The 12,537-nt window shown below is 73.5% G+C and carries 11 protein-coding genes; 8 read left to right on the plus strand and 3 right to left on the minus strand.

Translation table 11 applies throughout. The features are described from left to right. Positions 1-30: 30 nt before the first annotated feature. From ACIGDI_RS33425 to ACIGDI_RS33435, 3 genes are all read right to left on the minus strand, one after another. Positions 31-1,479 (minus strand): lyase family protein, encoded by a 1,449-nt coding sequence (locus tag ACIGDI_RS33425; RefSeq protein WP_399904607.1) that lies wholly within the window; start codon positions 1,477-1,479, stop codon positions 31-33. Then, positions 1,476-3,452, minus strand: a complete 1,977-nt coding sequence (locus tag ACIGDI_RS33430) for an FAD/NAD(P)-binding protein (protein ID WP_399904610.1) — start codon at positions 3,450-3,452, stop codon at positions 1,476-1,478. The genes ACIGDI_RS33425 and ACIGDI_RS33430 overlap by 4 nt, the downstream gene beginning before the upstream one ends. A 136-nt stretch (positions 3,453-3,588) precedes the next feature. Then, the gene (locus ACIGDI_RS33435; protein WP_399904612.1) at positions 3,589-5,289 is read right to left on the minus strand and encodes a condensation domain-containing protein; all 1,701 of its coding nucleotides are present in this window, start codon (positions 5,287-5,289) and stop codon (positions 3,589-3,591) included. 335 nt (positions 5,290-5,624) lie between these two features. Between ACIGDI_RS33435 and ACIGDI_RS33440 the strand changes: the two genes are divergently transcribed. The 8 genes from ACIGDI_RS33440 to ACIGDI_RS33475 all read left to right on the plus strand — a co-directional run bounded on the left by ACIGDI_RS33440 (position 5,625) and on the right by ACIGDI_RS33475 (position 12,508). Beyond that, positions 5,625-6,401 (plus strand): alpha/beta fold hydrolase, encoded by a 777-nt coding sequence (locus tag ACIGDI_RS33440; protein WP_399904615.1) that lies wholly within the window; start codon positions 5,625-5,627, stop codon positions 6,399-6,401. A gap of 66 nt (positions 6,402-6,467) precedes the next feature. Continuing rightward, entirely contained in the window at positions 6,468-7,049 is a 582-nt protein-coding gene (gene cysC / locus ACIGDI_RS33445) for an adenylyl-sulfate kinase (protein ID WP_399905293.1), read from the plus strand. Continuing rightward, complete coding sequence (gene cysD, locus ACIGDI_RS33450; protein ID WP_399904618.1) at positions 7,046-7,984, plus strand: sulfate adenylyltransferase subunit CysD; 939 nt, start codon at positions 7,046-7,048, stop codon at positions 7,982-7,984. Before cysC ends, cysD begins: the two co-directional genes overlap by 4 nt. A gap of 2 nt (positions 7,985-7,986) precedes the next feature. Next, a complete protein-coding gene (locus ACIGDI_RS33455) occupies positions 7,987-9,315 on the plus strand; it encodes a sulfate adenylyltransferase subunit 1 (RefSeq protein WP_399904621.1) in 1,329 nt (442 codons plus the stop codon). Between the two features lie 28 nt (positions 9,316-9,343). Continuing rightward, positions 9,344-10,447 carry an aliphatic sulfonate ABC transporter substrate-binding protein gene (locus ACIGDI_RS33460; protein WP_399904624.1) on the plus strand — a complete coding sequence of 368 codons (1,104 nt, stop codon included), beginning with the start codon at positions 9,344-9,346 and terminating at the stop codon, positions 10,445-10,447. A gap of 35 nt (positions 10,448-10,482) precedes the next feature. Beyond that, positions 10,483-11,292 carry an ABC transporter ATP-binding protein gene (locus ACIGDI_RS33465; RefSeq protein ID WP_399904627.1) on the plus strand — a complete coding sequence of 270 codons (810 nt, stop codon included), beginning with the start codon at positions 10,483-10,485 and terminating at the stop codon, positions 11,290-11,292. Next, complete coding sequence (locus tag ACIGDI_RS33470) at positions 11,279-12,172, plus strand: ABC transporter permease (protein WP_399904630.1); 894 nt, start codon at positions 11,279-11,281, stop codon at positions 12,170-12,172. The genes ACIGDI_RS33465 and ACIGDI_RS33470 overlap by 14 nt, the downstream gene beginning before the upstream one ends. 132 nt (positions 12,173-12,304) lie before the next feature. Beyond that, positions 12,305-12,508: a hypothetical protein gene (locus ACIGDI_RS33475; RefSeq protein WP_399904633.1), complete on the plus strand. Its 204-nt coding sequence runs from the start codon at positions 12,305-12,307 to the stop codon at positions 12,506-12,508. Positions 12,509-12,537 lie beyond the last annotated feature (29 nt).

Genomic DNA, 12,537 nt, shown 5'->3' on the forward strand with positions numbered 1-12,537 from the left:
GGGTGGCTCGTGCGGGGCCGGGCGTGGGTCTCAGTGCGCTGGCGTCACGGTGGGCGGCGGTGTCCGCGCCGGTCCTGCGGTGTCGAGGGCGCGGGCGGTGAGGGCCGGTGCGTCGCCCACGTAGGCGGTGGGGTCGAGCAGCTGCTCCAGCTCTTCGACGCTGTGGTGCGCGGTCACGTCCGGCAGGGTGCGCAGCACCTCCAGCAGGGGGATGCAGCGCAGGTCGGCGGTGTGCGAGGCCTGGGACAGCAGGTCCTTGGCGCGCGCCCTGCCGATCCTGGGTGCGAGCACGGCGGCCAGGCGTTCGCTGACCACCTGGCTGCCGGTCAGGCCGAGGTTGTGGCGCATACGGGCCGGGTCGGGGGTGAGGCCCTCGGCCAGCTCGGCGGCCGTGACGGCGGCCCCGCCCGCCAGGCGCAGCGCCTCGCGCAGCAGCAGCCACTCGGCGTGCCACACCCCGGCCGAGCGTTCGTCCTCGGCCACCAGACACTGGGTCAGGCCCGCGGTCAGCAGCGGCACCTGCAGGGCGGCGCTGCGGATCAGCGTGGACAGCACGGGGTTGCGCTTGTGCGGCATGGCGGAGGAGCCGCCCCGGCCCGCGACGGCGGGCTCGGCGACCTCGGCGATCTCGGTGCGGACCAGCACCTGCACGTCGGCGGCGAGTTTGCCCAGGGCGCCGGTGGTGAAGGCGAGCGCGGCGGCGGTGTCCGCGACCGGGGTGCGCAGCGCGTGCCAGGGCAGGACCGGGCGGGCCAGATGGGTCTCGGCGGCGAAGGCGTCCACGAGCCGTTCCCGGTACTCCCCCGCGCTCGCGGCGCCGGCGTCGGGTGCGGCGAACTGAAGGTATCCGGCGAGGGTGCCCGCGGCTCCGCCGAGGGAGACGGGCAAGGCGTCACGGGCGGCCGCGATCCGGGTGGCGGCGTCCAGGACCAGTCGGTGCCAGCCGGCCGCCTTGAGCCCGAAGGTGGTGGGGACGGCGTGCAGGGCCAGGGTGCGGCCGGCCATCACGGTGTCGCGGTGCCGGCCGGCCAGCGCGGCCAGTGCGGCGGCCGTGCGCTGAAGGTCGCCGAAGATGAGGTCCAGGGCCCGCCGGCACATCATCATCATGCCGGTGTCCAGCACGTCCTGGCTGGTGGAGCCGCGGTGCACGTACTCGGCGGCCTCAGGGTCGTCGGCGGCCACCGCCGCGGTCAGGGCGCGCACCAGCCCCACGACCGGGTTGGCGGTCTCCCGGGCCTGCACCGCCAGCGCGCGCGGGTCGAAGCGTTCGGCTCGGGCGGCACGGGTGATGGCGCGGGCGGCGTGCGCCGGGACGGTGCCCAGGGCGGCCTGGGCCCGGGCGAGCGCCGCCTCGGCGTCCAGCAGGCACTGCAGCCACGCCGTCTCGCTGACGGCCTCCTCCACCGGCGTGCCCGCGCGCACGGGAGAGAACAGTCCGGCGTCGGGGCCGCCGTCGAAGCCGCTCGTCGCGGGGGTCAAGGCGTCATCTCCAGAACGTCGGTCGGCAGGCCGGGAAGGGGGACGGTCAGGCGGGCGGGGCCCAGGGCGAGGACCGTGCGGGCGATGGCGTCGGAGTCGCCGAGAATCACCGAGTCGACGCCCGGGCGGATGCCGGCCGCCGTCACCCAGTGCACGGCCTCGGTGGGGACGCCGTAGGCGAAGCGGCGCGGGTGGGGCAGGCCGTGGGCGTCCACGAGGTGGTAGGGGCGGGCGGAGACGGCGAGGCCCGCCGACTCATAGGCGCTTTCGCCGGTGGTCTGCATCCGGTAGGGGGCCGCCTGGCCGGTGGTGAGCAGGTGGCGCAGCAAGGGGTCCGCGGTGCGGTGCAGGTCGGGTTCCGGCAGGCGTGCCTCGATCAGTGCCCTCGCATGGACGGGGGCCGCGTCGACGCCGTCGGCGGTGGCGACGAACGCGGCCCGGCCGCCGTCGGTGCGGAGGCTGATCCGGGTGCCGGGGCCCAGCGGGCGGATGACGTCGGCCTCGATCAGCGCGTGCAGTTCCTCGATGCGGGAGACGGGGGGCCCGATGGACAGGAAGGCGTTGAGCGGGGTGTACCAGGCGGTGAGTTCGTCGCGGTAGGAGTCGCCGTCCAGGCCGCCGTGGTCGACGGCGAGGCGAATTTCGTTGCGCAGGTCGCGCAGGACGTCGAGGGCGGCCTTGAGGGGGCCGTTGACGTTTCCGGCCCTTGCGTGGCGGATGTCCTCGGCCAGGTGACCGAGCAGCCAGTTGCGAAAACTCGTCCGGTCGGGGAAGCGGCGTCCGGCGGTGGGGTGCTGGATGCGGTCCCAGTCCCAGCGTGCGGCGGGGTCGATGCGGTGGGCGTCGAGGAGGCGGGCGCGGGCCGGGGCGGTGCCGGCGGTGAGGAAGGCGGGCACGAACGCGGCCGCCTCGCGCGTACGGCCTTCGGCGTGCAGCAGCGTCTCGTAGTAGACGCTTTCGACCTCCAGGCGGATCAGCGGCCACAGGTCGGTGCCGAAGCGGACCGCCTCGCCGCTCAGGCGGCGGCGCCGCAGTGTGTCGATGGTCTCGGGGGTGAGGACGCGCGGTTGGTGGCGGCCGTGGGGGCCCTTTTCGTTCTCGCCGCGCGCGTGATGGGGGACGCCGCGGCGGGAGCCGGCGTAGATCCGCGGTTCGCGGCCGGAGGGCAGGTAGGTGAGGCGTCCGGAGCGGCGGACGAACGTCCCGCCGCGTCCTTGGGTGAGCAGGGCCATGCCGTCGAAGAAGTTCAGCCCCAGCCCGCGCATCAAAACGGGCTGCTGCGCGGGGAGGGCGGCTAGGTCGAGGTCGGCGGGGTTGGCCGGGGGGATGTAGGTCAGGTGGTGGTGTGCGGCCGCGGCGGCCCAGACGGATTCCTCGGCGGTGGGGCGGCGCGACAGGTGGCCCTGGGCGAGGACGACGGCGTCCAGGTCGCGCAGGCGGGTGCCGTCGGCGAGGGTGAGGGTCTGCGGCCCGCCCGGGGTGCCGGTCTGCTCGCGCAACGCCACGGCGTGGGTGCGGTGTTCGACGACATGGCAGTGGGCGGGCGCCGTGCGCACGATGCGCCGGTAGCAGTCCTCCAGGTAGCTGCCGTAGAAGGCGCGGGTGGGGTAGGCGTCCGGGTGCAGGGCCGCTGCTTCGGCGTGCACGGCGTCGCCGTACCGGCCGGCGGGTGCGGCCAGGACGACGGAGCGGGCCCACGCGTACAGGTCGGGTCCCGCTTCCACCGGTCCCTTCATCGCGACCGTGTCGTCGGTGAACACCGTCACCTGGCAGGCGACGGTGTTCATCAAAAGCAGCCGTGACTGGTCGGTGCGCCAGACGCGTCCGGCGCCGGGCCGGCAGGGGTCGACGAGGTGGATCGTCACCCGGCGCGGGGCGGGGTCGGCCCGTTCGTTGGCGCAGATGCGTTCCAGCACGGACAGGCCGCGGGGTCCGGCTCCCACGATGCAGACGCTGAGGTCTGCGGCGCTCACCTCGTCGTCCCGGGGCAGGCGGGGGCGGGCGGACGGCACGGGTGCGACCGGCCGACCGGTCGGCGGCCGCCGGGGCCGGTGCAGGGGCCGGGCGGGGTGGGGCGCCGGTGGCGGGTGGTCATGACGGGTGCTCTCCTCACGTCGGTGCGCCGGTGGCGGTCGCTGCGGGCGCGCCGGCCATGGCGGCCGGTGGCTCGTCGGCGAGGGCGGCGAGCGCGTCGGAGACGGTCGCCGCACCGCCTGCCAGGTGGGGCAGTTCGCGCAGCAGGCGGGCGCACTGGCCGACCAGGCGTGCCGCGTCGGCGTCGGCGAGCCGGGCGCGGTCGTGGACGGCGCTCAGGTGCAGGCCGTCGTCGGCGTCCCGGCGGGCCTGCAGGGTGACGGGCAAGACGGTGGGCGTGCCGGCCGGGCGGGGCGGTGTGACGCTGATGCCCTGGGCGGCGAGCGCGGAGCGCAGGGTGGGGGAGCCGCGCCGCCGGTGCTCGAAGACGACGAGGCTCTCGAGGAGTTCGTCGCCCGCCCCGCGCCCGCTCCAGGCGCCGATCTGCTGCAGGGACACCCATTCGTAGGCGGCCATCTCCAGTGCCTGGTCGCGCAGGTCGGCCAGCAGCCGGGCCACCGGCGCGCCGGGGTCGACCCGGACGGTCATGGGCAGGGTGTTGGCCAGCAGGCCGGGCAGCCGCTCGACGAAGTCCACGGCGACGCCACGGCCCAGGACGCTGACGCCGAAGCCGACCAGCGCGGGCCCGGCGGTGGCGCCCGCCCGGTACAGCAGCAGCGCCCACGCCGCCTGCAGCGCGCCGGCCTCGGTGCAGGCGTGGGAGGCCGCCCAGGCTCGCAGCCGGCCCGCCGGTCCGGCTGCGAGCCGGGTCTCGGCCCGCCCGTATCCACTCAGGCCGGTGGCCGGGCCCGGGGTGCCGGGCCGTATCAGGGCGGTGGCGCCGGGGGCGGTGGAGGACCAGAAGTCGCGGGCGGGCGCGGTGTCCTGGCCGGTGAGCCAGCGGGCGTAGTCCCGGTGGTCGGGGCGGCGTTCGCCGCCCGGCAGGCGGCCCCCGGCGAGGTAGGCGCGGTAGAACTCCTCCAGCAGGACGGCCACGCTCCAGTCGTCCAGCGCGAGGGTGTGGAAGGTGAGCAGGATCCGCACGGACGGCGGATCGCCGCCGTGCGGGGCGGCTTCGTCGACGAGGCGGAGCCGCAGCAGGCCCGGGCGGCGCAGGTCGAAGCCGCGCAGCCGGTCCCGTGCGGTGAGCCGGTCGAAGTCCACGGAGCCGACCGCATGGCGGACGACCTCGGCGCGGACGTGCTCGTGCAGGACCATGCGTGGTTTGTCGCCGTCGAAGGCGGCGCGCAGGACGCTCTCGTGCGCGAACACCGACTGCCAGGCCGCGGTGAACCGGCCGGTGTCCAGAGGGCCGCGCCAACGCCAGTGCAGCTGCTGCACGAAGCGGCCGGTGCCGCGGTGGGCGAGGGCGTGCGGGAGCAGGGCACGCTGCTGGGGGGTGACCGGCACGCTCGCCGCGGCCCACCGGCTCTCCCCCGGCGTCGAGGCGGTGTCGGATGCGGCCGCGGTGAGCGCCGCCAGCGCGCGGTGGTCGGTACGGCCGTCGGGCAGCAGGGGAATGTACGGCACCCGGTGCACACGGGCCGGGAGCAGATGGGACGGCAGGCGGGAGCGCAGGGCGGCGCGCAGTTCGGCGGGCGGGGTGCGCGTCACCACGTGCGCGACGATCCGCGGGCCACCCGGGGCGTGCCGGGCGGCATGGACGGCGGCATCCCGCACACCGGGCAGCGACACCAGGGCAGCACGCACCTCACCGAGTTCGGCCCGGTCGCTCATGAGCTCTCCCTTGGTCGGCGGCAGACGGGACGGGCCCGGCCTGCTGTCGCCGCAGCGGTGCGCCAGGAGCCTGACGCACCGCTGACGGCCACCGCCGGGTTCGGTCTCGCCACGCTCCATCACAGGGCCCGGGAGTCGAATGCGGCTGTGGCCGCGCTGGTGGGCCGCTGGGGCCGCCCGCCGACGGACCGGGGGCAGGGGGCCCGGGTCACGCGGTCCGGGCGAGCGGGACCCAGGAATCTCACGACCGTTCTTCGACCCGTGGTCCAGCGAGGCACTTCAAGCTGCCGACAGGTGGGAGGTGAGGGCACCTCCGCTCGGCGTGAGGAGTGCGTATGCGCAAGGTCGTTTCCCGTGACGGCACCACGATCGCCTACGAGAAGGCGGGAGACGGTCCGCCGATCGTGCTCCTGAACGGCTCGTTCCGCGACCACACCATCTTCGACGCGCTCGTGCCCGAACTGGCGCCGCACTGCACCACCTACGTCTACGACCGCCGCGGACGCGGCGAGAGCGGCGACGCCCCGCAGTATGCGGTCGCCCGCGAGATCGAGGACCTCGAGGCGGTGATCGAGGAGGCCGGCGGGTCGGCGGTGGTGTTCGCCGGATCATCGGGAGCCAACCTCGCGATCGAGGCGGCCCTCGCGGGCGCCCCGATCACCCGGCTGGCGCTGCACGAGCCGTTCTACCGCACCGACGGCTTCCCCAAGCCCCCCTGGAACGTCGCCAAGACACTGCGGGTGCTGATGGAGCAGGACCGCCGTCAGGAGGCGGTCGAGTACTACCTGGGCAGTTTCCTGGGGCTGACCCCGGACACGGTCGCGCAGTGGCGCCAGGGGCCGATCTGGGCGGTGAACGAGGCCAACGCCCACACCCTCGCCTACGACGTGGCGATCTGCGGCGACTGCAGCGTCCCGGCCGGCCGGCTCGCCGACTACCGCACACCGACGCTGGTCCTCAACAGCAGCGGCACCAGCGACTGGCTGCGCGCGGCGGCCCAGGCCACCGCGGCGGCCCTGCCCGAGGGCCGGTCGCTGGAACTGCCCGGTTCCTGGCACCGGATCGACATGGACGTCCTGGGCCGGACCCTGGCCGAGTTCGCCACCGCCTGACCCCGTCCCGCTCCGGCACGTCACCTCACGTTCAGGAGGGCAATCACCGTGACCACGGCTCACACCCTGGCCGCCGCACCCCCTACGGCACCGGCCGCGGCCGCCGCCACCCGCGAGCGCGGCGCCACCGTGTGGCTGACCGGGCTGCCGAGCGCGGGAAAGACCACCCTGGCCCGCGCGGTCGCCGACCGGCTGACGGCCACCGGCCGCCGGACCGAGGTACTCGACGGTGACGAGATCCGCCGGTTCCTGTCCCAGGAACTGGGCTTCACCCGGGCCGACCGGCACACCAACGTCACCCGGATCGGCTACCTGGCACAGCTGCTCGCCTCCCACGGCGTGCTGGTGCTGGCCCCGGTCATCGCCCCCTACGCCGCCTCCCGCGCCGCGGTCCGAGAGCGGCATACCACCGGCGGCACCGAGTACCTGGAGGTGCACGTGGCGACCGCGCTGCAGGTGTGCGCCGAGCGGGACGTCAAGGGCCTGTACGCCCGGCAGGCGGCGGGCGAGCTGACCGGGCTCACCGGCATCGACGACCCCTACGAGGTGCCGGACGCCCCGGAGCTGCGGATCCGCACGGAGGGCAGGTCGGTGGCGGAGACCGCCGCCGAACTGCACGCCTTCCTGGCCGAAAGGGGCCTGGCATGACGGTCCTGACGCAGGATCCGGCGGGACTGGCCCGCGACGCCACGACGGTGTCCCACCTCGACGGCCTGGAGTCGGAGGCGGTGCACATCTTCCGTGAGGTGGCGGGCGAGTTCGAGCGGCCGGTGATCCTGTTCTCCGGCGGCAAGGACTCCATCGTCATGCTCCACCTGGCCTTGAAGGCGTTCGTCCCGGCCGCGGTGCCGTTCTCGCTGCTGCACGTGGACACCGGGCACAACTTCCCCGAGGTCCTCCACTACCGCGACCGGGCGGTCGCCGCACACGGGCTGCGGCTGCACGTCGCCCTGGTGCAGGACTACATCGACCGCGGCGTCCTCAAAGAGCGCCCCGACGGCACCCGCAACCCGCTGCAGACACTGCCGCTGACGGAGAAGATCCAGGCCGAGAAGTTCGACGCGGTCTTCGGCGGCGGACGGCGGGACGAGGAGAAGGCGCGCGCCAAGGAGCGGGTGTTCTCGCTGCGGGACGAGTTCTCGCAGTGGGATCCGCGCCGGCAGCGCCCGGAGCTGTGGAACCTGTACAACGGCCGCCACTCCCCCGGCGAGCACGTCCGCGTCTTCCCGCTGTCCAACTGGACCGAACTGGACGTGTGGCAGTACATCGCCCGCGAGGCCATCGACCTGCCGGAGATCTACTACGCCCATCACCGCGAGGTGTTCCGGCGCGGCGGCATGTGGCTGACGGCCGGCGAGTGGGGCGGGCCGAAGGACGGCGAGCGGGTGGAGAAGCGGCGGGTGCGCTACCGCACGGTCGGCGACATGTCCTGCACCGGCGCGGTCGACTCCGACGCCGACACCGTCGAGAAGGTGATCGCGGAGATCGCCGTGTCCCGGCTGACCGAGCGCGGGGCGACCCGGGCCGACGACAAGCTCTCCGAGGCCGCGATGGAAGACCGCAAGCGCGAGGGGTACTTCTAGCCATGACCACCGCCGTGAATGCCGCCCCGACCGCACTGCTGCGGTTCGCCACCGCCGGTTCCGTCGACGACGGCAAGTCCACCCTCGTCGGGCGGCTGCTGCATGACTCCAAGTCGGTGCTGGCCGATCAGATGGAGGCCGTCGAGCGGGCCTCCGCGGGCCGCGGCCAGGAGGGGCCCGACCTCGCGCTGCTCACCGACGGGCTGCGGGCCGAGCGCGAGCAGGGCATCACCATCGACGTCGCCTACCGCTACTTCGCCACCCCGCGCAGGCGGTTCATCCTCGCCGACACCCCCGGCCACGTGCAGTACACCCGCAACATGGTCACCGGCGCCTCCACCGCCGAGCTGACGGTGATCCTGGTCGACGCCCGCAACGGCGTCGTCGAGCAGACCCGCCGCCACGCGGCGATCGCGGCCCTGCTGCGGGTCCCGCACGTGGTCCTCGCCGTCAACAAGATGGACCTCGTCGGCTACCGGGAGTCGGTCTTCGCGGCGATCGCCGCGGAGTTCACCGCCTACGCCCTCGAACTGGGCGTGCCGGAGGTCACCGCGATCCCGATCTCGGCGCTGGCCGGGGACAACGTGGTGGAGCCGTCCGCGACCATGGACTGGTATGCGGGCCCGACCGTGCTGGAGCATCTGGAGACCGTGCCGGCCGGGCACGACCCGCGGCCCTGCCCCGCCCGCCTGCCGGTGCAGTACGTGATCCGGCCGCAGAGCGCCGAGCACCCCGACTACCGCGGCTACGCCGGGCAGATCGCCGCCGGCACCTTCCGCGTCGGCGAGGCGGTGACGGTCCTGCCCTCCGGGTGTGCCACCCGCATCGCCGGGATCGACCTGCTCGGCGAGCCGGTCGAGGCGGCCCAGGCGCCGCTGTCGGTGACGCTGCTGCTGCAGGACGACCTCGATGTCTCCCGCGGCGACCTGATCGTGCCCAGCGGCGACGCGCCGGCGAGCACCCGGGACATCGAGGCGACCGTCTGCCACGTCGCCGACGCCCCGCTGACGGTCGGCCACCGGGTGCTGCTCAAGCACGGTACCCGCACGGTCAAGGCGATCGTCCAGGACATCCCCTCCCGGCTCGCTCTCGACGACCTGTCCCTGCACCCGCACCCCGGGCAGCTCGCCGCCAACGACATCGGCCGCGTGCAGATCCGCACTGCCGCACCACTGCCCCTGGACTCCTACGCCGACTCCCGGCGCACCGGCGCGTTCATCCTGATCGACCCCAGCGACGGCACCACCCTCACCGCGGGCATGGCCGGGGAGTCCTTCGCCCCCGCGGCCTTCGCCGACGCCGCACCCGGCCACGGGCACCGGCACGTCTGAGCACGCTCCATTCGAGAGGACGCCTACCGTGTCTGCCACCCCCGCCCGGCGCTGCATCCTCGCGGCCCTGGCCACGCTTCCCCTGCTCGCTCTCGCCGCCTGCGGCTACGGGGCCCAGGCCAAGGACGAGAACACCGCCAAGGTCGCCGCCGGCGCGAAGAAGATCGACGGGCTCGGCTCCGTCCGGATCGGCTACTTCGGCAACCTGACCCACGCCACTGCACTGGTCGGCCGTGAGCAGGGCCTGTTCCAGAAGGAACTGGGCGCCACCAAGGCCGAGTACGCCCTCTTCAACGCCGGGCCCTCGGAGATCGAGGCGCTGAACTCCGGCTCCATCGACATCGGCTGGATCGGCCCGTCCCCGGCGGTCAACGGCTACACCAAGTCGGGCGGCAAGAGCCTGCGCATCATCGGCGGTTCGGCGTCCGGCGGGGTGAAGCTGGTCGTCAACCCCAAGAAGGTCAGGTCCCTGAAGGACGTCAAGGGCAAGAAGATCGCCACCCCCCAGCTCGGCAACACGCAGGACGTGGCCTTCCTGAACTGGATCGCCGGCCAGGGCTGGACGGTCGACGCCCAGAGCGGCAGGGGTGACGTCACGGTCGTCCGCAGTGACAACAAGGTGACGCCGGACGCGTTCAAGGCCGGTTCCATCGACGGCGCCTGGGTGCCGGAGCCGACCGCCGCCAAGCTGGTCGCCGAGGGCGGCACGGTGCTGCTGGACGAGGCGACGCTGTGGCCCGGCCACAGGTTCGTGATCACCAACATCGTCGTGCGGCAGAGCTTCCTGAAACAGCACCCCAAGGCCGTCGAGGCCGTCCTGAAGGCGTCGGCCGAGACCAACACGTGGATCAACGCCCACCCGGAGAAGGCGAAGGCCGCGGCGAACAAGCAGCTGCAGGCCGACTTGGGCAAGGCCCTGCCGGCGAACGTCCTTGACCCGGCGTGGGAGTCCCTCCAGATCACCGACGACCCGCTGGCCGCCACCTTGAGCACCGAGGCAGAGCACGCGGTCACGGCGGGCCTGCTCGACAAGCCCGATCTGAAGGGCATCTACGACCTCACGCTCCTGAACAAGGTGCTGAGGGCCAAGGGCCGGAGCACGGTCGACGACGCCGGTCTCGGCGTCGGCTGACACAGGTTTCGACGAGATCCCAGGAGGTGACGACCATGACCACGACCCTCGCCACAACCGCCGTCGAGGCAGCCGGAGCGGCCCGGACCACCGCGGCGGGCTCCTGCGCCGCCCGCCTCGCGCACGTCTCGAAGTCGTTTACGGGCCCCGCCAAAAGCCAGCTCGTGCTGGACGACATCAGCCTCGACATCGCCCCCGGCGAGTTCGTCACCCTGCTGGGTGCCTCGGGCTGCGGAAAGTCCACCCTGCTCAACCTGGTCGCCGGCCTGGACGAACCCAGCGCCGGCACCATCGCCACCGACGGCCGCCCGGCGCTGATGTTCCAGGAGCACGCCCTGTTCCCGTGGCTGAGTGCGGGCAAGAACATCGAACTCGCCCTGCGGCTGGCCGGTGTGGCCCGCTGCGAGCGCCGGGAGCGGGCCGAGGAGCTGCTGGAGCTGGTGCGGCTCAAGGGCGCGTACGGCAAGCGGGTGCACGAGCTGTCCGGCGGGATGCGCCAGCGCGTGGCGCTGGCCCGGGCGCTGGCGCAGGACAGCCGGCTGCTGCTGATGGACGAACCCTTCGCGGCGCTGGACGCGATCACCCGGGACGTGCTGCACGAGGAGCTGATCCGCATCTGGGCCGAGACGGGCCTGTCGGTGCTGTTCGTGACGCACAACGTGCGCGAGGCCGTCCGGCTGGCCGAGCGGGTGGTGCTGCTGTCCTCCCGCCCCGGACGCATCGCCCGGCAGTGGACGGTGGACATGCCGCAGCCGCGCCGTATCGAGGACATGGCCGTGGCGGAACTGTCGGTCGAGATCACCGAAGAGCTGCGTGGGGAGATCCGCCGCCATGGCCGGCACTGACACCGCCGTCACAGAGGGCGGCAGCGATCTGTCCGGCCTGGAGGCAGGCCTGGACGCCTTGGAGACGGTGCCCGCGGCCCGTACGCCGCTGCGGCAGATCCTCACCGAGAAGATGCTGCCGCCCGTCATCGCCGTCACCCTGGTGCTCGGCGTCTGGCAGGGGCTGGTGTCCTTCGGGGTGGTCGACGATCCCACCAAGCTGCCCGCCCCGGCCGCCGTGTGGCAGGTGCTGCGCCAGGCCTGGCTGAAGGGCGAACTGCTCGGCTACATCTGGACATCCGTCTCGCGCGGCCTGCTCGGCTTCCTGCTGGCCCTCGCCATCGGCACCCCGCTGGGACTGGTGGTGGCGAGGGTGCGGTTCGTGCGGGCGGCGATCAGCCCGATCCTGTCCGGCCTGCAGTCCCTGCCGTCGGTGGCGTGGGTGCCGCCCGCGGTGCTCTGGCTGGGCCTGAACAACAAGATGATGTACGCCGTCGTCCTGCTCGGCGCGGTGCCGTCCATCGCCAACGGCCTGGTCTCCGGCGTCGACCAGGTGCCCCCGCTGTTCCTGCGCGCCGGCCGCACCCTGGGCGCCACCGGGCTGAAAGGCATCTGGCACGTCACCCTGCCCGCCGCGCTGCCCGGTTATGTCGCGGGGCTCAAACAGGGCTGGGCGTTCTCCTGGCGCTCGCTGATGGCCGCCGAGATCATCGCCTCGTTCCCCGATCTGGGCGTGGGGCTGGGGCAGTTGCTGGAGAACGGCCGCAACGCCAGTGACACGGCGATGGTGTTCGAGGCCATCGTGCTCATCCTCGCCGTCGGCATCGCCGTCGATCTGCTGCTCTTCAGCCCGCTGGAACGCTGGGTGCTGCGCAGCCGTGGCCTGCTGGTGAAGGGCTGAGACGGCCCTTCAGGCCTGCTGGTGACGGGCTGAGACGGCGCCTCCAGCGGGGCTTGAGCCATGGCCCGCCGCTTCTTGAGAGGCCTCGCCGAAGGTGGCGGTGAATGGTTGGCCGGCGAAACGGAGACCGACATGCGGGCACGGCGCTCATCCGCCTTCAAGGCCATCGGCAGGAACCTCGGCGAGGGGCTCATGTGGATGGCGATCGGCTGGTACGGAACCTACCTGCCGACTCCCTGGACCCAGTGCGTCAGCCCGCCCGGCGAACCACCGTGCCTGCCGCCGCTGTCGCAGGAGGAGCTGGCCCGGTGGCACGAGCTGGTCGGGGACCTGTGAGAACCGGCCGCGGCGCCCGTCGTTTCGAC

Origin of the sequence: Streptomyces sp. NPDC085900 (assembly GCF_044540925.1) — a bacterium.
Taxonomy (GTDB): Bacteria; Actinomycetota; Actinomycetes; order Streptomycetales; family Streptomycetaceae; genus Streptomyces; species Streptomyces gilvifuscus.

Coding starts and splice junctions, on each gene's coding strand:
- ACIGDI_RS33435 (WP_399904612.1), bottom strand. CDS start 5,289: ATGAGCGACCGGGCCGAACTCGGTGAGGTGCGTGCTGCCCTGGTGTCG.
- ACIGDI_RS33440 (WP_399904615.1), top strand. CDS start 5,625: ATGCGCAAGGTCGTTTCCCGTGACGGCACCACGATCGCCTACGAGAAG.
- cysD (WP_399904618.1), top strand. CDS start 7,046: ATGACGGTCCTGACGCAGGATCCGGCGGGACTGGCCCGCGACGCCACG.
- ACIGDI_RS33455 (WP_399904621.1), top strand. CDS start 7,987: ATGACCACCGCCGTGAATGCCGCCCCGACCGCACTGCTGCGGTTCGCC.
- ACIGDI_RS33465 (WP_399904627.1), top strand. CDS start 10,483: ATGACCACGACCCTCGCCACAACCGCCGTCGAGGCAGCCGGAGCGGCC.
- ACIGDI_RS33470 (WP_399904630.1), top strand. CDS start 11,279: ATGGCCGGCACTGACACCGCCGTCACAGAGGGCGGCAGCGATCTGTCC.
- ACIGDI_RS33475 (WP_399904633.1), top strand. CDS start 12,305: ATGCGGGCACGGCGCTCATCCGCCTTCAAGGCCATCGGCAGGAACCTC.